General features: G+C 65.5%; 14 protein-coding genes. 6 read left to right on the plus strand and 8 right to left on the minus strand.

All coding sequences use genetic code 11. The features are described 5' to 3' along the window. On the minus strand, nucleotides 1–180 hold the full coding sequence (locus tag AC3A56_RS08205) for a Flp family type IVb pilin (protein WP_487769978.1): 180 nt from the start codon (nucleotides 178–180) through the stop codon (nucleotides 1–3). 567 nt (nucleotides 181–747) lie between these two features. Further along, nucleotides 748–1,458 carry an autoinducer binding domain-containing protein gene (locus AC3A56_RS08210; protein WP_487769979.1) on the minus strand — a complete coding sequence of 237 codons (711 nt, stop codon included), beginning with the start codon at nucleotides 1,456–1,458 and terminating at the stop codon, nucleotides 748–750. Between the two features lie 98 nt (nucleotides 1,459–1,556). Here AC3A56_RS08210 and AC3A56_RS08215 point away from each other — a divergent pair, with 98 nt between their 5' ends. From AC3A56_RS08215 to AC3A56_RS08225, 3 genes are all read left to right on the plus strand, one after another. Continuing rightward, the gene (locus AC3A56_RS08215) at nucleotides 1,557–1,982 is read left to right on the plus strand and encodes a DUF4902 domain-containing protein (RefSeq protein WP_487769980.1); all 426 of its coding nucleotides are present in this window, start codon (nucleotides 1,557–1,559) and stop codon (nucleotides 1,980–1,982) included. Between the two features lie 236 nt (nucleotides 1,983–2,218). Further along, nucleotides 2,219–2,830: an acyl-homoserine-lactone synthase gene (locus AC3A56_RS08220; RefSeq protein WP_056717645.1), complete on the plus strand. Its 612-nt coding sequence runs from the start codon at nucleotides 2,219–2,221 to the stop codon at nucleotides 2,828–2,830. A 209-nt stretch (nucleotides 2,831–3,039) separates the two neighbouring features. Continuing rightward, a complete protein-coding gene (locus tag AC3A56_RS08225) occupies nucleotides 3,040–3,960 on the plus strand; it encodes a helix-turn-helix domain-containing protein (RefSeq protein ID WP_235577693.1) in 921 nt (306 codons plus the stop codon). Nucleotides 3,961–4,111: 151 nt separating this feature from the next. On the opposite strand, the gene AC3A56_RS08230 is transcribed toward AC3A56_RS08225, so the two are convergent. Together AC3A56_RS08230 and AC3A56_RS08235 are read right to left on the minus strand one after the other, a co-directional pair. Beyond that, nucleotides 4,112–4,918, minus strand: a complete 807-nt coding sequence (locus tag AC3A56_RS08230) for an OmpA family protein (protein WP_487769981.1) — start codon at nucleotides 4,916–4,918, stop codon at nucleotides 4,112–4,114. 44 nt (nucleotides 4,919–4,962) lie between these two features. After that, nucleotides 4,963–9,399, minus strand: a complete 4,437-nt coding sequence (locus tag AC3A56_RS08235; RefSeq protein ID WP_487769982.1) for a YadA-like family protein — start codon at nucleotides 9,397–9,399, stop codon at nucleotides 4,963–4,965. A 611-nt stretch (nucleotides 9,400–10,010) separates the two neighbouring features. Here AC3A56_RS08235 and AC3A56_RS08240 point away from each other — a divergent pair. The 3 genes from AC3A56_RS08240 to AC3A56_RS08250 all read left to right on the plus strand — a co-directional run bounded on the left by AC3A56_RS08240 (nucleotide 10,011) and on the right by AC3A56_RS08250 (nucleotide 13,085). Continuing rightward, nucleotides 10,011–11,249: a hypothetical protein gene (locus AC3A56_RS08240; RefSeq protein WP_204110207.1), complete on the plus strand. Its 1,239-nt coding sequence runs from the start codon at nucleotides 10,011–10,013 to the stop codon at nucleotides 11,247–11,249. 3 nt (nucleotides 11,250–11,252) lie between these two features. After that, nucleotides 11,253–12,122: a hypothetical protein gene (locus tag AC3A56_RS08245; protein WP_487769983.1), complete on the plus strand. Its 870-nt coding sequence runs from the start codon at nucleotides 11,253–11,255 to the stop codon at nucleotides 12,120–12,122. 96 nt (nucleotides 12,123–12,218) lie between these two features. Further along, nucleotides 12,219–13,085, plus strand: a complete 867-nt coding sequence (locus tag AC3A56_RS08250) for a hypothetical protein (RefSeq protein WP_487769984.1) — start codon at nucleotides 12,219–12,221, stop codon at nucleotides 13,083–13,085. 29 nt (nucleotides 13,086–13,114) lie between these two features. Here AC3A56_RS08250 and pbpC read toward each other — a convergent pair whose 3' ends face one another. The 4 genes from pbpC to AC3A56_RS08270 all read right to left on the minus strand — a co-directional run bounded on the left by pbpC (nucleotide 13,115) and on the right by AC3A56_RS08270 (nucleotide 23,804). After that, nucleotides 13,115–15,514 carry a penicillin-binding protein 1C gene (gene pbpC, locus AC3A56_RS08255; protein ID WP_487769985.1) on the minus strand — a complete coding sequence of 800 codons (2,400 nt, stop codon included), beginning with the start codon at nucleotides 15,512–15,514 and terminating at the stop codon, nucleotides 13,115–13,117. Between the two features lie 178 nt (nucleotides 15,515–15,692). Continuing rightward, nucleotides 15,693–20,699: an alpha-2-macroglobulin family protein gene (locus AC3A56_RS08260; protein ID WP_487769986.1), complete on the minus strand. Its 5,007-nt coding sequence runs from the start codon at nucleotides 20,697–20,699 to the stop codon at nucleotides 15,693–15,695. Between the two features lie 156 nt (nucleotides 20,700–20,855). After that, nucleotides 20,856–21,746, minus strand: coding sequence for a lysophospholipase (locus AC3A56_RS08265; RefSeq protein ID WP_487769987.1), 891 nt, complete (start codon nucleotides 21,744–21,746; stop codon nucleotides 20,856–20,858). Nucleotides 21,747–21,827: 81 nt separating this feature from the next. Beyond that, nucleotides 21,828–23,804, minus strand: coding sequence for a S1 family peptidase (locus AC3A56_RS08270; protein ID WP_487769988.1), 1,977 nt, complete (start codon nucleotides 23,802–23,804; stop codon nucleotides 21,828–21,830). Between the last annotated feature and the right edge of the window lie 230 nt (nucleotides 23,805–24,034).

Genomic DNA, 24,034 nt, shown 5'->3' on the forward strand with positions numbered 1-24,034 from the left:
TTATGCCGTGGCGGAAGCCACGGCCGCAGTGAGGGCAGTCATGATGCTGGTGAACACCCCGGAGATGCCCGTCCTGAATACGGTGACCAACAAGGTGGCAACAAGCGCCGCCAGAATCCCGTATTCCAATGCCGTGATGCCGTCCTCTTCGCGCAGAAACTCTCTGACCGATACGTTCATGACTGATCCCTCTTGGAGCACCAGGCTCCTCACGTTGCCAACGATCCCGGATGATGCGCACTCGGTGACACATCGTCCGGGCTGCCCAAGAGCCTCGACGAATAGTCGCCACGGCCTTGAATCGCGTGATCGAGAAATCCGCTCCCGCTCCTGCATGCGGTGCTCGGGTTCTGGAGGGTGGCGTGGGCGCGATTGATCTGCGCGAATCGGGCGGCGAGTCGGATCGTCTGGCCGGAGATGGTGTCGATCACGTCAGGACGTGACTGCGAGCCTTGCCTGCCAATCCGATCCTTCGCGACGACGAGCCCCCTTTGACCCGATGTCGAATTCCTGCGAACAACGACCTCGGATTGATTCTTTCGTCATTGCCGTTCGAGAGGTGCACAAAAACGGCATCTGCTGAAAGCCTTGCCGAAAACGTGCAATCCCCGGGAACAGCGACGGATGGACGAACCAGACAACGAGTCGTCGGCATGGACCGGCGATTTCTGCGGTGCGCGGAAAAGCGATAAAACCGGCCCGGACGCCCCGGCTTCGCACGCCGCCCGGTCGAGGCGGATTCCGCTGCTAGATGAGCTCCAGCAGAAGCGCCTTGGCGACCGCCTGCGTCTTGTTGACGGCATTGAGCTTCGCCAGACTGCTGGAGATATGAAACGTCACGGTCCGCCCGGAAATGCCGAGAATGGACCCCACTTCGTCGGCGGTCTTGCCCGCCGCGGTCCAGCGCAGAACTTCACGTTCGCGCAGGGTAAGTTCCTGCTCCAGCGGCTGCGGTCCACCCGGTCCCGCTGTACTGACCAGGCCATGTACCAGATGGGATAGCCACACCAGTTTCATTTCCGTGAGAGCCAGCTCGGACTCGGTCACTGGTTGCTGAGACCGGGCCAGGGAAAGCATGCCAGCCGTGCCGTGCATGCCCTGCGTGCTCAACGCCCAACCGTGCCGTATGCCATGGGCGCGGGCTTCCTCCCAGAAACCTCGCTGCCCGGGCAGGCTTTCGTCACACCAGACAACCGGGGAAGGATCGCGCGCTACCCGCTGCAGCAGCGGGTCGATCCCGAGATAGTCATGCGAGAAGTAGTAGTCCAGCCAGGCCTTGGGATAGGTGCTCGACCAGCTGACCTGCGGGTTTCCAATCGGAAAGGGAGTGCGCATGACATAGGAGCAGTATTCGAATCCGAGCTCCCCGACAATGACCGCAAGCTCTTGAACGACGTCACCGACGGAGCCCGTCGTTGACGTCAATCGGGCCAGACAATCTTCACGCCACCCTTTCACTGCTGTGACTCCTGTCAATCTGCAGAATCTGACAGCTGGCTTCCGCGGTTTGGTATGGATAGGTTATGCATGGCTGCCCGACTTGAAGAGGAAGCGCCATGATCTCCGTCCCTCCTCTCCAGGGGATGTCCCTGTCCAGATCCTTCGATGGCTATATACGCATTACTTTCGATGCCTTTTCAAGTCTGGACTTTCCCCAGCGGCTCATGTGGGAGGATCCGGCGCTGTGTGAGGAGCTTGTCCAGGACGACATCCCCGCGTTTAACGCAGGTTATTGCGAATGGGCGACGGAAGAGTTGCCGGACCAAGTCAGCGTAGGCTGGGCATGGTTCCGCTCGGAAGACGGACATACCTTGCTGGCACCCGGAGGCATCAGCACGAACGTCATGCTGGTGGCCGCGGGCTTCCATGATCTGGGTTTCCACAAGACCCACGAGCTGCTGCAATCATGGTTGACTGGCGAACAGTGGCAACCGGAGGCGACTGCCTGGAACAGCGGCCGCCCATGGCCTCGAATGACTTGACCGGGCCAGGTCGATTGAGCCTGCCTGATCGGGGCGATCAGGCAGGCTCGGACCCGACAGCCATTCCATCGGACAAACTGCCTGGGCGGATATCGTGCATCCGCGTGGCATCTGCACGGGCTCTTGCATCATCGTTCAAAGCCAGCCCCTTGAGCCAGCTGTAAGTCTCTACAGTTATCGCCTGAACGCTGTTCTCCCTCTAATGCCATCCGTCCCATGGCTGGAGTGAAGGCGTGATGATGACCGTGCTCAGCAGCACAAGGAGTCAGCTTTCCAGCGACGTCGAGACGGAACTTGCCAGCTACCGCTACGCCATTTTCGTGGAAACGCTGCAGTGGCAACTTCCCGCCGAGAACGGGCGCGAATTTGACCAGTTCGATCGTCCCGACACGCATTACGTCATTGCAAGAGATGGACAGGGTCGGATCTGTGGTTGCGCACGGTTGTTGCCGACCACCAAGGCGTACCTGCTCGACGAAGTTTTCCCGGGCTTGATGAATGGTCTGCCTGCCCCGCACGACCCGCGGGTGTGGGAGCTCTCACGCTTCTCCGTCAAGGACACGGCCGAACTCAAGCCGCTGTCGAGAGAAGAGGCGCGAGCCCGCTTCTGCATCCTGTTCGCCGCCGTGGTCAATGCCGCGCTGGAGCAAGGCGCAACCCGCCTCGTCACGTTCACCGCCATGGGCGTCGAACGCATCTTGCGGAGCATCGGCATGCATGCGCACCGTGTCGGCCCTCCGCAACCCATCGACGGCAAACCGGTTCTGGCCATGTGGATCGAACTGGACGAACAGACGTGTGCCGCACTGGGCATCGCGTGGCAACCATCTAACGGGTTGTCGCACTGACACGCAAGGGGCCGTCGGCAGGGCTCCGAAAACGGGGCGGTCGACGGGAGCTTTCTTGAGCCATCCGGAACGGGCCTGCAGCGACAACGCCACTCGGATCAGCAGGAGACAGGAACCACAGGGGGCTCCTTATCATGCTAGACAGGGACGACGGCATTCTGCTTCCATGCGACCTGGTTTCCCTCAGCGGAACCCTTCGGGTCTGCAACATGGAAATGGTGCTCCTGAACGCCGATGGTCCGCGAGCCATCGTGGACACCATTGCGCAAGACGACGCTTTCCTGTGCACCGCAGAATCGGCGTTCTCGTTCCGCGCCCGACTCAGCTTGCCAGCCAACTGGTGTCTGCTCGGCTATATCCATCACACGGACGACAGCAGTTGGTGCCACGGACTGTCGCTCGCCACGGATACGACGTTCACCCTGTTCCCCGAAGGCAACAGCGAATTCATGTTCACGGCGGGCAGCCGGCTCACGCTGCTGATGCTGCCGCTGCAACGGCTTCGGGAGAAATTCTCGGAGATGGACCCGCGCCCTTCAGCAGCACCCTCCCGACCGCATGCACTATTCCGCCTTGCCGAATCTTCGGCCGCGCAGAAGTTGAGGACGGCCTACGAGACCACGTGCCGGCAAATCGCCACACCAGCCGCACCATCCGTGGCGGACGTGCCCGCCAGCCGAACCCGCGTCGACGTGGAGGCACTGCTCGAGGCACACATTGCAGCCAGTCTTGCCGTAACTGCGGACAGTTTGCCGAACTGTTCGCGCGGTCGACGAAGGCATTACCTGATCATGCAGCGCACCGAGCAGTTCATGCGCGCCAACCTGCGCAACGACATCTACGTCAACGAGATGTGCAACGCCGCCGAAGTGAGCGAACGAGCCTTGCGATATGCCTTCGAAGACATGCTTGGCATTTCGCCGAACCGCTACCTGTCCATGCTGCGATTGTGTACTGCCTGCCGGAGCCTGGCAGCGTCCGACGTCAGCCGGCGTTCGGTGAAATCGGTGGCGCTCAGCTGCGGACTATGGGATCTGTCGCGTTTCGCCGACAGCTATCGCCGCGTGTTCGGAGAATTGCCGCACGACACGCTGATGCGAACACCGGTTACGGAACCGCTGCCGTACTGAAGTCAGCCCGACATGGGGATGTTCCCGTCCGTCGCTTGCTGTCGTCGCGGTCGACGCCCCGGCACATCCACGCATGGGATGCCGATGATGATGCGCCGACAGAGGGAGCAGCCATCCACGGCGTCGATCGCAACAGCACAGCTCGGGACGTTCAGGAGCGGGCGGTTCCCGACAGCTCCACCCTGCGATTGGGAGCCAGACAGACAATCAGACGGGCGTGTTCGTGGTCCGTGCATTGGACCACCGGATCCGCCTCACCGCGTCCTTCCACCTGGATGGTTTCAGCGGAAACTCCTCCGCTGACCAGGTAATCGCGAACCGATTCGGCGCGACGCCGCGAGAGCGCCCGGTTGTAGCCGTCGGTCCCGATGCGGTCGGTGTAACCGACCACCAGGATGTTTTCGATCTGGCTGGCCGACTGCACCTGCTTCAGCAGACCTGAAAGGTGTTCCCTGCCCTGCTCGGTAAGCATCGCACTGTCGAAAGCGAACAGGGCATCGGAAGAAAGCCTGATCGGTTGCGCCGGCAAGGCCACTGGCGGTTGCGCCGCCACCGGCTCGACCGGCCGATCGATCACCGATTTGCACGAGGCGGGCTTCCAGTAGAAGGCACTGGCCTTGCCATCCTTATCGAAGTGCACCTGATACTGGCAGCTGAACGATTCGCCATCGACCTTGCGGAAGTCGAACAGATAGTTCCACTCGCGCACGCCGAGCACGCCTTCGTTGAAGTGTGGGGTACCCAGCATTGCGTAGAGTTGCCGCTTGCTGACACCCGGTGCGACCTTGCGCAGGTTCTCGATGTTGACGAAGCTGCCCTCCGGCACTGTCGCACGTGCGGGATCCGGAAAGACCACGTCGTCGCCAGCCCCCGACGTCTTCGACGGATTGCTGCCGCATCCGGCCAGCAGAAGACCAGCAAGCACGGTCGGCAACGTCAATTGGCGTACTTTCATCATGTGCATTCCACTCCGTTGTATGCCGCGGATAACCGACTGCGGACCTACCATTGGAAGCCGGCGCCGATGGATACCCCGGCGTCACCGCGGGTATCGGTCGAACCGGTCAGCTTGTAGACCCAGCGCCCGCCTTCGGAAATGGTGGACACGCCAATCGCCAGGCTCGATTCGCCGCGGAAGGTGCCTGCCGATACAGCCGCCATGCTCTTGCCCGGTTCGTAGGCCTGCGGCATCCCCGCCATCGCCATCGCGGCCGCGACGCCGGCGTTGGCGCGGTTGCCGAGCTCGCGCACCTGCTGATCGGTGTACGAATTGGCCCAGTTCACGGCCCGCGCAAGGCCGGTGTTCAGCTGACCGACGTTGACGGCATCCGTATCGGCCACGCCTGCAGCCACGTTGTGGATGGTGGTGGGGCCGCCGCCGTTGCCCAGGGTCACGTTGCCGTAGTCAATGCCGCCGGAGCCGTTGGTGTCGTAGTGCACCGAGCCTTGCGTCGACGCGGTCATTGAGGCATTGAGCTGGTCTAGGTTCACCGCATCGGTGCCCTCGGTACCGGCCGCAACGTTGGTGATCTGGCGACTGTTGCCGTCGCTGCCAACCGAGACCGTATTGTCCCGGTCCGCAACCGATCCCGCGCCGATCGCCACCGAATTGTCGCCGCTTGCCGCGGCACCGTTGCCTATCGCCACGCTGTCACTGCCGGACGCCTCGGCCACCGGTCCTATCGCCACGCTGTCGGAGCCGGTTGCGGTGGAGTCCCCGAGCGTCGAGTTGACGTTGAAGTATTTGATGGTGCCCGAACCTTGCGTGAGGCTTGCGATGTCGTTGTACAGGCTGTAATTGCTGTAGATGTTGCTGGTGTCCTGGGTCCAATGCCACAGCTGTGAACCGTTGACCGCGTCGGTGCTGGTCGTCGTTTCATCACCGGCGGCCATGTTGCTCACCTTCACCGGTGCGCCACTGCCATCGCCGAGCAGGGTGATGGTGTTGGTCGCATTGCCCGAGCTGTCGGCGTCGTATTTCACCGCCAGTTTGTCGACCGAATCGACCTGGTCGCCAACTGCCTTGAGTTGGGCCACGTTGACCGCATCGTCGTCGGCCGACCCTGCGGCCACGCCGGTGATCTGGCGATCGCCGACGTTCAGCTCGCCCAGCGAGGTCTGTGGTGATACCAGCCCATAGGCGGTGTAACTGGTCAGCGCACCCACCGAGGTAATGGAGCCAGCACCGAGCGCAATGCTGTTGGCCATGCTGGCATTGGCGCCGGTACCAAGGGCCAGCGCATCGTCGGCGCTTGCACTGGCACCGTCGCCCATGGCCACGCTGCTGGCGCCACTGGCATCCGCCTGCGGGCCGACAGCAACACTGTCACTGCCGCTGGCACCGCCATCCGCCGCAGCGGAATTGACGTGGAAGTACTTTATTCCCTGGCTGCTGCCGCCACCAGTCAGCGCATCCAAGACCGCCTGCACCGAGTCATAGCTGCCACCGCCGTAGTTCAGGCCCGCGGTCAGCATGCCGGTGCCGCTGTCATAGGTCGAGACGCCACCCAGGGAGCTGGCCAGCGACGTACCCAGGGTGTTCACACCGCTGACCACCGAGAACAGTTGCGAGCCGTTGACCGCATCGGTCGAGGTCGCGGCAAGCACGCCTGGCGCCACGTTCTGGATCTGCCGCTCCTGGCCTGGGGCACCGACCGACAATGCTGCAAAGGCACTGCCTGCTGCGCTGCCACCGTAGAAGGCGAAGTCTCCCATATGGGGTGCCGACGTGATCGAATTCGCACCAAGCGCGACATCGTCACTATTGGTGGCCACCGCATTCATGCCGATCGCCACACTGTCCTGGCCCACCGCCATGCTGTCCGTGCCGCTACTTTCCGCGTGGAAGTACCGGGTTCCGTTGTCGTTGATGTTGGTGATGCTGTTGTTTGTCGCATACAGCTGGGAGCCGTTGACGGCCTCGGTACTGGTGGCGCTGAGGTCCGCCTGGTGAAGGTTGCCCAGGACGGTGCCGTCGGTGACCCCACCATCGGTGCTGGTCGTGCCGCCAAGCGTCACATGGGCCTTGCTGGCATCGTCATACTGCACCGAATTGTTGGCCACCCCGGCCACCCCTTCCAGCTGGGCAACATTCACCGCGTCGTCCTGCGCGCTGCCGGCGGCCACGCCGGTGATCTGGCGATTGCCGACGTTGAGTTCGCCTGCGGAGGTCTGCGGTGCGGTCAGGCCGTAGGCGGTGTAGTTGGTCTGTGCACCAACCAGCGTGACCGAGTCGGCACCCAGCGCGATACTGTTGGCCATGCTGGCCGTGGCACCGGCACCGAAGGCCAACGCATCGTTGGCGCTGGCCGTAGCCCCGTTGCCGACGGCCACGCTGCTGTCTCCCCCGGCGATCGCCGCAGGTCCGGCGGCAACGCTGTCGGTACCGGTGGCTGCGGCGGCAGCCAGCGCCGAATTCGCCTGGAAATACTTGGTACCGACATCGTAGATGTTGTTGATGCTGGTGTTGGTCGCATACAGCTGCGCACCGTTGACCGCATCGGTACTGGTGGCGCTGACATCACCCTGATGCACGTTGCTGATGGTGGTGCCATTGGTCACCCCGCCGTCGGTGCTGGTCGTGCCGCCGAGCGTCACGCTGGTCTCGCCGACGTCGTCATACTGCACCGAGTTGCCGGCCAGCGCGCTCACGCTCTTGAGCTGGGCAACATTCACCGCGTCGGTGTCGGCACTGCCGGCAGCCAGGTTGGTGATCTGGCGCTCGCTGCCCGGTGAACCGATCGACACCTCGCCGACAGAGGTCTGCGGCGCCGCCAGGCCGTATGCCGTGTAGCCGGCTTGCGCTCCGCGCGTGGCCGACGACTGGTAACCCAGGGCAACGCTGTTGGCTACGGAAGCGGTGGCCTCGGCACCGATGATCGTCTGGGCATTGGCCGTGCCCGCTGCGTCATCTCCGATCACGACCGAGTGACCAAGGCGCGCGCCGTAATCTGCCGTCGGCACGCCGCTCGGGTTGTTCGGGTCGTCGCGACCATCGCCCGGAAAGACGGTGTCGGCATCGACCGTAGCCAAGGTATGGCTGGCGTTCGTGCCGATCACCACTTCCTTCGAGCCATTGGCCGTGGCGCCATCACCCACCAGAACCTGATAGTCCTGTGCCGCGTTGACGCCCCAGCAGGACTCGGTAAGCACGCCAAGCACGTTGAGGCAGGTCGATGACCATGCCGGCGCGCCGCCGGGAAGCACCAGGCCAAGCAGTCCACCTGCCGCACCGTTGTTGATGTTGTTGATGTAATTGCCTGAACTGACCCCGCCCAGCAAGGTGAGATGCGAATTGATACCGGTGCCACCAACCAGGTCACCGTTGGTGGCCGTGAGCACGGTGCCGACGGGTGTCAGGTTGAGCACAGGAAGGCCAAGCAGGTTGAGCGTGGAATAGCCCTGGGTGAAGTTGGCGTTGTCCACGCGCAGGCTACCGCTGGTGACATAGCCGTCCGTGTTGTTGAACAGCGCGTTGGGTGTCGAACCGAGCAGGTCGGTCGTGGTGCCGACCACGCCACCATTGCCGACGATGAGCCCGGTGGGAGCCGGCCCGGGGGGCGGTACCACGGGCACCGCCTGCGGCTGGACGATTGCCATGCTTTCGGCCGTCGGCATCGGGGCGGACTGCACCTGCGACAAGGTGGCGTTCGCAACTACTGGCGACGAATACGGGAAGAGCGACGGGGTCGTTGACGTTGCGCCATCTGATGCGGTTGCCTTGTCCTCCTCTGCGGTGGACAGAACGTCGTTATCGACATCTGCGCCGTTGTCATCCTTGTCGACCTTCCTGGTGGCGTGCACGCGGCGACGATCCAGAGCGGTATCTGCAACTGGTTCCCGAGCGGTGTCCGTCGCCTTGAGCGAAACGAGTTCGCGATGTGGTGCAATCGCCTGCGGGCTTGCGGCAGCTTGCAGGCTCGAAGCCCTGCCAGGCTGCGCCATCGCTGCCGTCGGTGCCTGCCCGCGCGTTGCTGTCGCTGTCGCCAGTTCATTGCGGGGTCTGCTTCCATGCACGGCACGCGATCCGCGCGCCGATATGGCCACTTCGCCGGTGTGGCGAAGCCCGGCCGATTGCCCGGCCGATACAGCTGGTTGGCGATGCCCTGGTCGAACCGCCACTGGCATCGGCGGCGCCACGCGCGCGGCTGACGAGTACGGCCGCGATGCTGCAGTCGTCGCCACCGGCACGGCCGCATTGCTGCTGTCATACCTGTCCATCACCGATTGCAGATCCGCCAGCTTGGCATCCTGTGCCAGCGCCACCGAACCATGCAGGAAGGCGGCAAAGCCAAGCATGATCGCCGAAAGCAGCAGCGACGGCCTACCCACCACACGGGAACCGGAGCAACTGCTCCGGCGACTTGCACGGGCCAGTTCCGATGTCGCCACCATGGCACCGATGGAACGGCACCAGACCAGACGATAAATGCGATTCATTAGGAAACCCCTCTTGCCGATGGTCGGCATCCGACCTGCACATCTGTGCCCAAGCCGTCCGATGATTGAGGCGCCCATACCCGCGACGCTGACCTTCATTGAACCGCTCCCGCAACTGATCCAATGTGTCAATCCGGCATTGCGCTATGTGTATCCGGCAAGGACATGCACGAATACGGCAATTAGTTGGCAGCTCCTCTCACTCAACCACGCGGCACTGATGGGCTGACTGACGGCAATCTCAGCCCGCAACACGAACTCGATTCAGAAGATCACCCGCCCCTTCCCCGCTCGAATGGACTTTCTACCGGGACAGCAAAACCTTCGCCCGATGAGCGCGACATCGTTCTTCGCAGCACCTTGCCGGGCGACAACCACGGCGAGGCCCACCCGTCTCGACGTGAAATTCGGCGGCCTTCGGCGTGTGCAATCCACTACGGAAGTTTGCGACAGCAAGACCCGACGAATCGTCCAGCGGGAGCACCGAATCGGCGGCTGTGGGAACTGTCCTACAGGTGAAAGGGCGAAACTGCCACAGGCACGCCGGGATACCATGGCCACCAGGATTGCGTGGCCACTCCCGATGACCGCGCGCACAAGGAGAGGTGCCGATGAGCCGACAGTCGTTGAGTCGCGAACAGTTGCAGCAGCGCGCCGCACGGCGCCATACGTGGCAAGAAGCCGCGGCCGGGGCGCCACAGATCGCCGCCCTGTTCGAACCCCGAAGCCCCACGTTCCGCACGCTGGACAAGAAGCTCGTCCTCGGCGATGAGGCTCTTCGCATGCTGCGTGCGCTCAATGACTTCGACCGACGCAAGGTGACGGAAGAGCTGCTGGATATCGCCCTGCACCCGAACCGACTGGACGCCGATACCGGACGCAGGGACTGGTTCCAGCGTCTGCTCCCCAGTCGCTACCCGTTCAAGGGCTACCACTACAAGATCCGCTATGCGATCGTGCCGGGCAAACCGGTGGTGATCGTCGATATTTATCTGGACAAGGAACCACTGCAGCCGGACTTGCCGGATTCCATGCAGCGCAATGCGTTGTACCAAGTGAGCAAGGTGGGGACGGCGCGCTTTACGCCCGAGTTCAAACAACTGGGTAAGGAACCAGGGGATGTCATCAAAGCGCTGACTGGCAGTTGGGGAACTGACAGTCCCTTGCCTACGCACCGCATCGACACCCTCCACGCCGCCGTCAACGGCATGCAGAACAACCTGGCCAAGGCGGCCTGGCTGATGGGTACGCACCTCGAAACCGCCTACGGGGAGAACTCTGTGCCCATCGACAATTACACCTTGTTCTTCAACCCCACCGAGGGAAAAGGTCGGGACTTCTTCGAATGCGGCTTCGACAAACAGAACCTGATGGAGTGCAGTCACAACAGCCGGCACCTGGCGGCTGTCCTGGTGGAGGCACAACGGCGCGGACACCGCACGCGCTGGGTGGCGCACAGCCAGGGCGCCATCATCTTCATCACCGCCGTCGAGTTTGCGCTGAAGCACGACGGGATCCGTCTCGATCACCACAGCGTTTGCCTGCACGGCACCGGTTGCAACGTCAGGCAGGCCGAGCTCGTCTGCACCCGTGCAGGCATCACGATCGAGCGCGTGCGCAACAATCCGTTCGACCTGGTGCCCAATATCTTTGGCCCCAACGACTGGAGCCTCGGCGGGCTGGAACGGTCATTGAAATTCCGCGGTCTGGTGAAGGAGGGTGGTCCGCTGGCCAGTCCGCACACCTTGCCGTATCTGGGCCTGGAAACCTATGTGGAGCAACTGAGGTTCACCGGGCACCATGAACTGGCACGCTATGCGCAGCAGTTTCACCCTTCCGAGATGGCCTGAATCATGAACGAGTCCCCACCATCGACCACGCCCTTCAAGCGCCGTCCACAACCCTGGTACAAGCGGGTTACCTCGGCGTTCAACGCTCCACGCGGCGGTGTGCCGGCTGCACCCGTCGTACCCCGGCGGATCGATTGCGGGCCCTTCATCCTGAGCTTCCTCGAACCCGCGGCCACGTTCGGTGAGGGCATGGGCACGCCCGACCCCGATCAAGTGAATCTGGGTGCGGACGCCTTTACCCTGACCGAAGCCCCCAACGCACGGGCCAACCATCAAGCGATCTGGCTGGGGATCAGCAACTGGATCTATCACTTGCCGCGCTGGCACAGCTCGAGGATCTTTCCTGTCCCGCATCCTCCCTATGCCGTCATTACGGCTCATTGGCAACTCGAACGGGTCAAGCACGACATCCAGCTCAAGCCCGACGACATGGCCATGCTCGAGGACTACCTGCGCCATGACTACGTCGCCTACCTGGAATCCGAGGGCGGTCCCAATTGGAAGGTGCGGGAGGACGCGTACAACGGCAAGACGCTTGGCGGCGATCCGTTGCCGCAGTACCGGATCGACGAGGACATTGCTTATGGCCTTCTGTCACCACCATTGAATTACGTACCCTTGATTAGCAGTGGCATGCATTGGTTACGTTACGTTTGGGCTCCCCGACCCGCCTTGCCGAACACTCTCATCTACACCACAACGCTGTTGCCCGACGTGCTGTTGACGGTGGATTTCCATATCGCGCGCATGAATTCCGAGCCATGGGAGGACTGGTGGGACCTGTTCATGGAAGATTGCGAGATCCTGGTGAAGACCATCACCTGTCAACGCAAGGAACTGCCGGGCGCGGAAGCCACAGGCAGTGGCGATTGATCCCCACCGCCTCAGTGTCAGCAGGATGAGGCGGCCTTCGAAGTTCGAACTGGTGCGCACGCGCAGCAGTTCCACCCTTCCGAGATGGCCTGAATCATGAGCACGTCCCCGGCACCGACCACGCCCTTCAAGCGCTGCCCGCAACCCTGGTACAAGCGGGTTACCTCGGCGTTCAACGCTCCACGCGGCGGTGTGCCGGCTGCACCCGTCGTACCCCGGCGGATCGATTGCGGGCCCTTCATCCTGAGCTTCCTCGAACCCGCGGCCACGTTCGGTGAGGGCATGGGCACGCCCGACCCCGACCAGGTGAATCTGGGTGCGGGCGCCTTTACCCTGACCGAAGCCCCCAACGCACGGGCCAACCATCAAGCGATCTGGCTGGGGATCAGCAACTGGATCTATCACTTGCCGCGCTGGCACAGCTTGCGGATCTTTCCTGTCCCGCACCCTCCCTACGCCGTCATCACGGCTCATTGGCAACTCGAACGGGTCAAGCACGACATCCAGCTCAAGCCCGATGACATGGCCATGCTCGAGGACTACCTGCGGCATGACTACGTCGCCTACCTGGAATCCGAGGGCGGCCCCAACTGGAAGCTTCGCGATGAGACATACAAAGGCAAGACGATCAGCGGCGCTCCGTTGCCGCAATACCAGATCGACGACATTCTCGCGGCCCACTTGAAAAGCCCCCCTTCAAGCTATGAGCCGCTGACCAGCAATGGCATGCATTGGCTACGTTACCTTTGGGATCCAATGCAAGGGATGCCGAACACTCTCATCTACACCACAACACTGTTGCCCGACGTGCTGCTGACGGTGGATTTTCATATCGCGCGCATGAACTCCGAACCCCGGGAAGACTGGTGGGACCTGTTCATGGAGGACTGCGAGATCCTGGTGAAGACGATTGCCTGCCAACGCAAGGAACTGCCGGGCGCCGGCGCTACCGCGTCGGAATGACCGGTTTGAGGGGTTGGGAGATTCACGACTCAGCGGCGCGTTGATTCGCCGACTGCTCCGAGCACCTGGAACCGGATCGTGGCGAAGGCCCCGTCGCCAGCGAGCGCCGTGACGCGTTGCTCGCCGCTTTGCGGCAGGTCGATCGATATCGTGGTGGCGGCTTCGCTGTGGCCTTGCAGTCGTCCGTTGAGCAGCCATTGCACCGGGCCTTGCGCGCCCAGCGCGCGCAGGTTGATGCGCAGCGGCTGGTCGCTGTTCGGCGCCTGGCGCAGGGTGGCGCCATCGCCGAGGCCGCTGATGCGGATCGGGTTGGCGCTGTCCAGTGAGTCGACGGCGCAACCCGGCGCCAGTGGCGGCAATGCCGAACTTTCCCGGTCGTCGCGACTGAGCCACGGCGTGGCCAGCGCCGGCCAGCGTGCCAGCTGGATGGTCTGCTCGTGCGGCGCATGGCAGGCGCCGCTGAGCCGATGTCCGCGGCCGTCGACACGCAGCGTGATCAGGCCCGCCGACCACGCGCCGAGGCCGCGTTCGGCGAAGGTGGGCGGCAGCGCATCGTCCAGCAGCCAGGCGGTGCGGTGCTGACGGCACAGTGCCGGAGCGGTGGACTCCAGCGCGCCACCCAATGGCCAGCAGATCTCGCGCTGGCTGACGCTGGCCGGTTGCACGGCGACATGACCGCCCCGCGACGGCAGCATGTCGGCGATCTGGAACAGCAGCGGCAACGCGGTCACCGCGCCGTACTGGCCGGGCGACGGCGTGCCGTCCGGACGGCCGATCCACACGCCGATGGTCCAGCGGTCGGTGACGCCGATCGACCACGCATCGCGGTAGCCGTAGCTGGTGCCGGTTTTCCACGCCACCGTGGCGTGGCGGTTGATCGCGCCGGCCAGCGGCGCGCCTTCGACGTCGGCGGGGTTGTGCGCAAGGATGTCGCGGACGATCCACGCCGCGCCCGGCGACAGCAGCCGTCGCGGGCGGGCGGGCTGGTCGGCGGTGTAACGCGGCGTGCCGGCGATGCCACCGTTGGCGAACGCGGTATACGCGCCCACCAGGTTTTCCAGCCGGGTGGACGCGCCGCCGAGGATGATCGACAGGTTCGGCTGCGCGCCGGCCGGCAGTCCGAGGTCGACGCCGCCCGCGGCCAGTCGCGCCACGAAACGGCTCGGCCCGACCCGGTCCAGCACGTCCACCGCCGGCACGTTGAGCGAGCGCTGCAGCGCTTCGGCCGCGCTGACCGGGCCGGAGAACGCCTCGTCGAAATTGCCCGGCTTGTAGCCGCCAAAATCCTGCGGCGCGTCGACCAGCAGGCTTTCGGAGGTGATCAGGCCATCGTCCAGCGCCAGGCCGTACAGGAACGGCTTCAGCGTGGAACCGGGCGAGCGCGGCGCGGCCACCATGTCGATGTAGCCGTGCCGCTGCGGGTTGGCGAAGTCGCTGGTGCCGACGTAGATGCGCGTCTCCAGCGTGGCGTTGTCGACCACCAGCAACGCGGCCGAGGTGTGCGGCGGCAGTCGCGACAGGTAGGCGCCGACGCGCTCCTCGGCGGCGCGCTGCAGGTTCGCATCGATGGTGCTGGTGATCCGCCGCAAGGTCGGCTGCTGGCGCTGCAGCCGCTCGGCCAGCAGCGCGGCCGACAACGGCGCACGCAGCGAACGCGCCACCACCGGCTCGATCGCCGCGTCACGCACCTCGGCCGGACTCCACACGCCGAGATCGCGCATGCGGCGCAGCACCTTGTCGCGGGCGGCACGCGCCGCCTGCGGGCGACGATCCGGGCGCAGCCGGCTGGGCGATTGTGGCAGCACCGCCAGCAGCGCGGCCTCCGCATGCGACAAGCGCGTAGCCGGCTTGCCCAGGTACGCCCACGACGCCGCCTCGACGCCTTCGATCGGCCCGCCGAACGGCGCGTGGTTGAGGTACAGGTCGAGGATCTGCGTCTTCGACAGATGCGCTTCCAGTTGCAGCGCCCGGAAGATCTGCACCAGCTTGCCGCGGAAGGTATGCGGGATCGGTTCGATGATCCGCGCCACCTGCATGGTCAGGGTGGAGCCGCCCGAGACGATGTGCCCATGGAGGATGCCACCGGCAAAGCCGCGCAGCAGCGCATACGGATTCACTCCGGGATGGCGGTAGAACCAGCGGTCCTCATAGGTCAGCAGCGCCTGCAGATAGAGCGGCGACACCTGCTTCGCCGTGGTCGGATAACGCCACACGCCGTCGCTGTCGGCGAACGCGCGCAGCGGCGTGCCATCGCGCGCCAGCACCACGGTGCTGCCGGTGTCGGGGGCGGGCAGGTGGAGCGGGAACAGGCGGTCGAGGATGAAGGCGAGCAGCAGCAAGGCGAGGATGGCCATGCCGATGGCACGCAGCCAGCGCCACATGCGGGAGCGGCGCGTGGCAGAAGGAGATGCTGTGACTGAGGTCATCATGGCGTGGGTAGGTCGCGGCGAGGCCGCCTTGCTCCCTCCCCTGCTTGCCCCAAAGGGACTTCCTTCGGTCGCAGGGGAGGGCTGGGGTGGGGTCGCTCTTCGTCAGGGTCGGGCGAAAATCAAAAGCTTTACCCCCTCCCGGCCTCCCCCTGCGAGCAGGGGGAGGAGCAAAGCACAGCTACGGCTCGACCACGGTGATCTTCGCCGGCTCGACCTTGCCGATGCCGCGCACGGCGGGACGGTACATGTCTTCCACCAGCGGCGGCGGCACGGTGTAATTGCCGGGGGTCACCGCACGCACCAGGTAGAACACGCGGGCCTTGTCGCCGCGACGCAGGTTCAGCGCGGCGGCGTAGCGGTCGTCGCGGTATTCCTCGTGCTGGATGTCGGCGGCCGAAGCGTGTTCGTCCAGGTTGATGCCGTCGATCACCACGCCGGACCAGGTCTGCGCGCCGCCCAGGTTGAGGTTCTCCACTTCCAGCCCGCCGGGCAGCAGGTCGGTGACCAGGGCATCGGGGATGTCCATGCGCGCCTCGATGTCGAGTTCGACGATCAGCGTATCGCCCTCCCTCAGCTCATCGCCCGTCCACGGCTTGCCGTCGGTGGTGAAGTAGCTGCGGCGCACGTCGATCTGGCTGTCGTCGGCCGCGGGCGCCTTCTGCGGGATGCCGGCCACGTCGAGCGTGGCGAAGATCGCCGCGTCGCTGGTCGGCTGCACGCTGACGCCGGCATCGAGTTCGGCCACGCTGAGCGGGCGGCTCCACACGCGCTGGTCGGGCGCCTGCTCGGTCTTGCCGCCGGCGGTGATCGTGGCGGCCAGCGGGGCGTTGCTCTTCGCATCGAACGCACTCGCCACGCGGGCGATCGCCGCCTGTTCCTGCGTGCTCAGGTACGACCACGACCAGCGATAATCCTTGTCCTGCTGCTGGCGCTGGCGCACGTTGGCGGTGGCGTTGCGGGCCCAGTCGACCAGCTTGGCGTCGTAGGCCGGCTTGTTCATGCCGTAGGTGTGGGTGAGCGCCACCATCAGGGCCAGGTCGCGCAGGTCCGAGCCGTAGTCGCCGACGTACCACGGGCGTTCCTTGCTCCACGCGAAGGCCTCGTCGATCGCCTTCTGCGCGCGCTCGTTGTCGCCCATCAGCTTCAGCGCGATGCCCAGGTGCACCAGCGGCAGCGGCGCGACCAGCTTCTGCCGTTCGTTGTCGAACAGCGCGCGCAGCGTGCCCAGCGGCGCGCGATTGACCCGCGCCAGCACGAAGCCGGAGTACGCCTCGTCGGCCAGCCGCATGTGGTCGTGGTGTTCGTAGTCGTAGTACGGATGGCCGCCGGCCAGCAGGTCGTCGTTGAGCCGCTGCAACGATTTCTGCAGCACGTCCTGCGGCACGGCGAAGCCGGCGTCGCGGGCGTCCAGCATGAAGTCGACCACGTACGGCGTGGTGAAGGTGACGATCGGACTGCTGCCACCCCAGAAGCTGAAGTGGCCGTTGCTGGCCTGGAACGAGGCGATCCGCGACAGCGCACCCTCGACCGCGGCCTTGCGCACGTCATCGCTCATCACCGGCGCGCCCAGCGCCTTGGCCGTCTGGCCGTCCAAAATCAGTGCGGCGTATCCCTTGCTGGTGGTCTGCTCGATGCAGCCGTACGGGTAACGCAGGATGTCGCGCAAGGCGGCAGCATACGGCAGCGGCGGCAAGGTGCTCAGGGTGAGCCGCGCGTTCACCGTGGCCGGCAGCAGGCCGGCGATCGCGGCGGCGCCGAAGCGCTGGGGCTTGCCGGCTTCCAGCGCCAGCGGCGTGGTGGTGACGGTTTCCGGCCAGGCCGGGCGCACCGCGAACTCGAAGTGGCGATCCACGCGGTAGTCGTTGAGTTCGGCGTGGATGTCCACCGTCGCCACCGCCGCACCGGCCTGCGCCGCCACCGGCATGTGCAAGGTGGTGCCGGCGCCGTCCTTCAGCGCCACGTTCTGCACGGCCTTGTCCACGGTGATCGGGCCACCGCTCTTGACGCTGACCTTGGCGGTGCCGTCCTTGCCCGAGAGGTTTCTCAGGTCGAGGCTGATCATCGCCTTGTCGCCGGCCGCCATCACCCGCGGCGTGCTGGGCTCGACCACCAGCGGCGCGCGCACGGTGACGCTGCCGTCGGCGTTGCCGTAGCGACTGTCGGTGTACGCCAGCGCGGCCAGCCGCAGGCTGCCGTTGAAGTCGGGCACGTCCACATGCAGCGTGGCCTTGCCCTGGGCGTCGAACGCCACCGGGCCGCTGAACAGGTCGACGATCTGCACCTTGGGATTGAGCCGGTTCGCCTTCGGCAACGCGCCTGCACTCATGTCGCCACCGTAGCGCAGCCTGGCCTGCTCGCCGTCCATCGCCTCGATGATGCGGCTGTAGAGATCGTATGCATCGACGCTCAACGCGCGCTTGCCGAACAGCCACGCCCACGCATCGGGCACCGGGTAGTCGGTGATGTTGAGCACGCCCTGGTCGACCGCCGACAGCGTGACGAACGTCTTCTGCCCGGCCAGGTCGGTCGCCTGCACGCCGACGTCGAGCGGGTTGCCCGGGCGCATCAGGGCGGGCGCGGCGAGCTTGAGCGGAATGCGTCGGTCGTTGCGGTCCATCGCCACGTATTCCACGCCCATCGCGCGTGCCGGCGTGGTGTGCTCGGCCGCCTCGCCGCCGCGGAACACCAGCGCGGTGACGTAGACGTCGTGGCGCTCCCAGTCTTTCGTCACCGGAATCTCGAATACCGCGCCGGCCTTGGCCTCGATGTTCTTCGTGTAGAGCAGATGATCCGACTCCACCAGCAACACGCCGGGGCCGTCCTGCGGCGGCGTCACCGTCACTTTCATGGTGTCGCCGGCGCGATAGCGGGCCTTGTCCAGCTGCAGCTTGACCTTGTCCGGACGCGCTTCCTTGCCCAGGTTTTCGTCATCCCAGCTGTAGCCGGCGAAGAACGGGAACACCGTGGTGAGCTTGGTGGCCGGGTCGTACACCTCGACGCGGTAGCTGCCCCACTGCACGGGGAATTCGACGTGGGCCGACTGGCCGGCGGCCACGTCGACATCCTTCTCGTCGACCAGCTGCAGGCGCTGGTTCGCGCTGGACTGCCAGCCACCGTTCTGCTCATACAGCCAGTAGAAGTCGCGCAGCTCACGCTGCAGGCGCACCTTCAGGTGGCTGCCGGCGATCAGCTCGCCCTTCGCGTTGGCCCGCACGATCTCGAAACCGGCCGGCGCCTCGCTTTCGGCGCCCTGCTTCGGGTCGAACAGCGGGCGCACGCCGACCAGCGCGTCGGCCGGCCAGTAGCTTCGCTTGAGCAGCCGCGTCACCGCGCGGCCGCCGCTTTCATAGACGCTGCCGGACAGGGTCACCGCCAGCGGCGCGACCGGCTGCACGTCGTCGGGTAGCGCCACGTCCTGCTCCAGCACGCCTTGCGCATCGAGCCTGGCGTCGATCACGTCGTCGGCGCTCTTGGGCAGCTCGACCAGCGGGTTGCCGAAGAAGGTGTCCTTCATCTTCTCCAGCGGATGCACCTCCGGCGCCACCAGCAGTTTCGCGGTGAAGCGGTTGCCGTCGGCGGGTGCGCCGTACAGGTAACTGGAGGCGACCTTGAGCTTCAGCGGCTCGTCCGGCGCCAGCTGCTGCTGCGGGCTGGACAGTTCGACCTTGAGCCGCTCGGGCAGGAACTCCTCGACGTGGAACGGGAACGCCTGCACGGTGTCCTTGGCCGAAGGGTCGAGGCGGAACTCCAGCTGCCACAGGCCGGTCGGCGCATCGGCCGGAATCGCCTGGCTCAGCTCGAAATAGTTCAGCTGCTGCGGCTCCAGCCGTTTCTCCACCAGGGTGCGGCCGTCGGGCTGCTTCACCCGCACGAACAGCGACTGCGGCTTCATCGGCTTGCCGTCATAGTCGCGCAGCAAGGCCGACGCGCGCAGCGTCTCGCCGGGGCGGTACAGGTCGCGCCCGGACCACGCATAGACCTCGAACGGCGCCTGCCTGCGACCGCTGATGTCGAAGTTCGACACGTCCAGCGCCGGCCGGTTGAACGGCAGCACCGAGACATCCTTGCCGTGGCGCGCCACCAGCACGTCGGAGGCCTTGACCTTGTAGGCAATCAGCGCGTTGCCGTCGGCGTCGGTGGAGGCCTTGAGCTTGCTGCGCCCGTTCACGTCGCGCACTTCGACATCCACCGCATTGACCGGCGTGCCGTCGCGCAACGAGGCCACGTGCAGCAGCACGTTGTCGCGGTACACGCGCAGGTGCAGGCCGAGGTCGCTGACGAAGAAGGTGGCGGTGTCGTAGCCTTCCTTGAAGGTGCCGCCGGCCTTGACCACCGCCATGTACACGCCCGGCGTGGCCAGCTCCTTGATGTTCTGCACCGGCAGGTAGGTCACCGTGCGCTCGTTCGCCTCGCCACCCAGCGTGTAGTGGTTGGCGTAGACCGAGTCGGCGATGTCGGTGATCGGCACGCTGGCGCGGCGATCGTCGCCTTCGCCGCACTGGTTGTAGTAGCGGACCTCGTGGTCGAGCTCGTAGCTCTCGCGATGGCCGTTGCGCGGATAGGCGCAGAACAGGTCGGACAAGGCCTCGTCATGCACGCGGAAGAATTCCACGTCGGCGTCGTGCACGTTCATCGACACCAGCGGCAGGCCGCGGGTGCCGCGCGCGGGCAGCACGCTGCCGTGCGAGGCGAAGCCGACCGCCGCCGGCAGGTTGCCGGAATACACCTCATGCTTCACCTCGTGGCCCAGGGTGCGGCCGTCGGCGGCCAGCACGCCGGCCTTCAGCTGCACCACGTAGCGCGTGTTGGCCTGCACGAACGGAAAGCTCAGCGTCTTGCCGTCGTCGTCCAGGCTCCAGCTGCCGCTGACCACCTCGCCGTTCGGGCCGGTCACCGCGATCAGGCTGTCGAACGCCTGGGCCGAGGCCAGTGCCGCGTTGAAGCGCAGGATCAGCGCGGTGCGCGAATCGCGCGGGGTGGAACTGGCCGAGACCAGCGCGAAGCCGGCCTTGCCGGCGTCCTTCGCGGGCGCAGTCGACGCACTGGCGGCAGGCTTGCCCTGCAGGGCGGGTTTGCCGTCGTCGCCACCGCGATGACAGGCGCCCAGCGCCAGGCCGATCGCAAGGCAGGCGAGGACTCGCCACGCAAGGTGGCGCGAGATGCGCCGGCTCGATCGAGGTGACATGCAACCTTCTCCCTGTAGGTTTGCGTGGAAGTATCGCCGCCAATCATGGCGATCCGGAGGCGCGCAGCGGGCGCGCCGATTTTTTTCGCGTCGAACGCAGTGTGCCCCAGCCGGCCCGTCGAAAACGGGCCGCAGCGCGCTTCCCCGCGAGGTCCTCTACGGAGCCGCCGCGAGATCCTGCCGGCCCAGCCAGTCGGCCAGTTGCATCAGCACCTGGCTGCGCCCCGGCTCGGCCTCGTTGAACAGCTCGTGGTACAGCGTGGAAAAGAAGCGGGTGGTCAGCTGGCCGCTGCCGGCCGCCTTGCGGGCGAACGAGCGACTGCCGGAGGGATCGACCAGCGCATCGCTGTCGGCGACCAGCAGCAGGGTCGGCACCGCCAGGCCGGCGGCGTCGCGGATGCAGGCGGCCCCGGCATGGAAAATGAAGTCGGCCAGTCGCGGGGTGATCCAGCCGTGGCGCAGCGGGTCGCTGCGGTAAGCGGCGACCACGCCGGCTTCGTGCGACAGCTTGTTGGCGTCCAGCCCGTTGCGCAGCGGCAGGTTCGGCGCGAGCCGGCTGAGCAGCCGGGCCAGCGCGATCATCCGGGGCGACTCCCAGCTGCGCAGCGCCGGCGATGACAACACCAGCGCCGGCGGCGCGACCCGGCCATCCAGCACCGCGCGCGCCGCGACCAGGCCGCCCATGCTGTGGCCCAGCAGCAGCGGCGGGTGCGGCTGGCTGGCGGCGTAGTCGTTGTAGACGGTGGCCAGATCCTCCAGCAGGTCGTCGGCTTGGCGCAGGGCACCGCGCCGCCCCGGGCTGTGGCCGTGGCCGCGCTGGTCGTAGCTGCGCACCGCGTGGCCGCGCTGGTTGAACCACGCTGCCAGGCGCTGGTAACGCCCGCTGTGTTCGCCCAGCCCGTGCACGATCAGCGCCGCGCCACGCGGCTGCGCCAGCGGCCAGTCACGCAGGCACAGCGGCTGGCCGTCGGCCATCTCCAGCCAGCTGATGCTGCTGTCGTCTTGCGTCGGCGCATCCGGCGTCGGCGCCCGTACCCGTCGTTCCACCCGCATCCTCCTCGCCTGTTTCAACGGGATACCGTAGCCGGATCGGCCGGTGTCGTCACCACCGGCCGATGCGCCCGAAGCTCAGTGCTCGGTGACCCGGGCGTCCTTCAGCAGCAGATCGAGCTTGGCCTTCATTTCGGCGGCGGGGTGGCTGCCCTCGGCGTAGTGGTAGACGGTGTACAACACGTCGGGCCTGGCCTGGCCCGGCGCGGCCAGCACGCTGCTGATCTTCATCACGTCGTTCTCGCTGCGCGGCACGCCATCGAACGGCCGCTGGCGGTTGCTGATCTTGCTCCAGTTGCTCTTGTAGTCGTCGTTGAGGTCGTCCGACGGCACCACCACGCGGGCGAAATTGCTCCAGTACTTGTCGTGCGCACTGGCCGCCTGCCACACGTCGGTCACGTCCCACACCACCTTGCCGTGGTCGAGGAAGTAGCTGAAGCCGATGGTGAGCATGCTGTCCTTGTCGATCTTCTGCAGCGCCGGGGTATAGGCGTAGCGCAGCCGCTTCGAGCTGTAGGCGAAGCGATGGCCGTAGTCGATGTCGATGCGGATGTCGTCGAACGCCGCCGGCAGCAGGTCCTTCTGCTTCAGGAAATCCTGCCACTGGGCCAGGCTGCCGTCGTAGGTGACGTAGAAGAAGTCGGTGAGCGCCTGCAGGTTGATCAGGAAGTCGTGCTCCTGGCTGGCCGGGGCGATCCGCATCAGCACCGCGTAGCCGTCCGGCACCGGCAGGGCGAAGCTCATCACCACCGCGTTCTCGGCCGGTATCGGCCATACCCGCACCTGCCAGCGGCGCTGCCAGGCATCGGTGTACAGCGTGTCGCGCACCGGCTTGCCCAGCGAGGTGATGCGCACCTGCTCGGGGCCGACGTTGCGGGTGAGGAAGCCGACCCTGGCGATCATGTCCATCAGCTTGACCGGGTCGCGGTACAGCGCGGCGGCCGTCACGTTGTCGGGCCGGCGCACGTGGAACAGCAGGTTGCGCCCGACCACGCCCGGCGTGACGTAGCCGTTGTTGGGCAGGCTGGTCTTGCCGCCCTCCTTCTTCGCCAGGCTCCAGGTACCGTCATTGTCGCGGGTGATCAGCGAGGGGAAGTCGTCCATCGACGGCGTCGAATGCAGCAGTTCGTTGGAGCCCTGGCCGCGCGGGAACAGCCGCTCCGGCTCCTTCGCCAGCAAGGCCTTGAGCTGGCTGTCGGCATAGGCGTTGAAGCGCTGCTGGAAGGCCGCGCTGAAGTCGGCAAAGCTCAGCGGCAAGCTGAATTCGGCCTTGAAGGTGTTGCTGAGCGTAGTGTCGAACACGTCGAACTGGTAGGGCATGCGCTGGTCGATCGAGGCGACGTGATCGGGCGCGTCCAGCACGCGGCCGATCGGCAGCGCGTAGTTCAGGTTTTCGTTCTGCGACTTCATCAGCACGATGCCGATGACCTTGCCGTTCGCGTCCAGCAGCGGACCGCCGCTGTTGCCCGGCGATGCCGCCGCGGAGAAGCGCATCCACTTCCAGCGGCCGTCCTGGTCCTCCGGCGTGTCGGAGGTGTACAGGCCGTCGCGGATCACCACGCCGGTGCCGAGCGCATTGCCCACCGCGTAGACCACGCCGTTGAGGCTGGGCGTGGTGTCCACCTCCAGCGCGGCGGCCTGCGCCGGCTGCGTGGCCAGGCTGAACACCACGAAATCCTGCTGCAGCGAATACTTCTCGATCTTGCCGATCGCATACACATGGCCGCCGGCATCGCGCAGCGCAGGCTCGCCCCACAGGCTGTCGATGCCCACCTGCAGCACATGCGCCGCGGTCACGTAGCGGTTGTTGCCCAGCGCGAAAGCGGTGCCGATCGAGTAATACTTGTCGTTGCGCTCCTGGAACGGCAGCAGCTCCAGCGGCAGCGGCTTCTCGTAGGTCAGCGGGTCCTTGACCGGCTTGGCCGCCACCACTTCGAAGGTGGCCGCCTGGATCTTCGGCAACACGGCCGGATCGAGACTGGCCGCATGGCTGGCGGCCGCAGCGAACAGGCTCACCAGGGCAAGGAGCGCGAACCGGCTGCAGGCCGTGCGCATGAAGCCGGGCTTCCGCCGCGGCGATTCCATTACGTGCATGAGTGTCCTTCGCATCAACGCCGCCACCGGATTCCCCCCGCGGGCCCCTGGCTGTGACGGCCGAATCTGGATACTGCCGATTCCGAATACTGCCATGACAGGTCCGGCGCTGCATCGGCGGGCTGATGGCGGCGATCGGCCGAAGTCATGACAATGGCCGTCGGACCGGTGGACTCGGGCCCGCAAGGCCC

Source organism: Rhodanobacter sp. Soil_C_14 (assembly GCF_057657335.1).

Excerpts from the sequence above, each read along its gene's own strand:
- AC3A56_RS08215 (WP_487769980.1), top strand. The coding sequence starts at position 1,557 with ATGATCTCCGTCCCTCCTCTCCAGGGGATGTCCCTGTCCAGATCCTTC.
- AC3A56_RS08235 (WP_487769982.1), bottom strand. The coding sequence starts at position 9,399 with ATGAATCGCATTTATCGTCTGGTCTGGTGCCGTTCCATCGGTGCCATG.
- AC3A56_RS08205 (WP_487769978.1), bottom strand. The coding sequence starts at position 180 with ATGAACGTATCGGTCAGAGAGTTTCTGCGCGAAGAGGACGGCATCACG.
- AC3A56_RS08220 (WP_056717645.1), top strand. The coding sequence starts at position 2,219 with ATGATGACCGTGCTCAGCAGCACAAGGAGTCAGCTTTCCAGCGACGTC.
- AC3A56_RS08245 (WP_487769983.1), top strand. The coding sequence starts at position 11,253 with ATGAACGAGTCCCCACCATCGACCACGCCCTTCAAGCGCCGTCCACAA.
- AC3A56_RS08240 (WP_204110207.1), top strand. The coding sequence starts at position 10,011 with ATGAGCCGACAGTCGTTGAGTCGCGAACAGTTGCAGCAGCGCGCCGCA.
- AC3A56_RS08225 (WP_235577693.1), top strand. The coding sequence starts at position 3,040 with ATGGAAATGGTGCTCCTGAACGCCGATGGTCCGCGAGCCATCGTGGAC.
- AC3A56_RS08250 (WP_487769984.1), top strand. The coding sequence starts at position 12,219 with ATGAGCACGTCCCCGGCACCGACCACGCCCTTCAAGCGCTGCCCGCAA.
- pbpC (WP_487769985.1), bottom strand. The coding sequence starts at position 15,514 with ATGATGACCTCAGTCACAGCATCTCCTTCTGCCACGCGCCGCTCCCGC.
- AC3A56_RS08270 (WP_487769988.1), bottom strand. The coding sequence starts at position 23,804 with ATGCGCACGGCCTGCAGCCGGTTCGCGCTCCTTGCCCTGGTGAGCCTG.
- AC3A56_RS08230 (WP_487769981.1), bottom strand. The coding sequence starts at position 4,918 with ATGATGAAAGTACGCCAATTGACGTTGCCGACCGTGCTTGCTGGTCTT.
- AC3A56_RS08260 (WP_487769986.1), bottom strand. The coding sequence starts at position 20,699 with ATGTCACCTCGATCGAGCCGGCGCATCTCGCGCCACCTTGCGTGGCGA.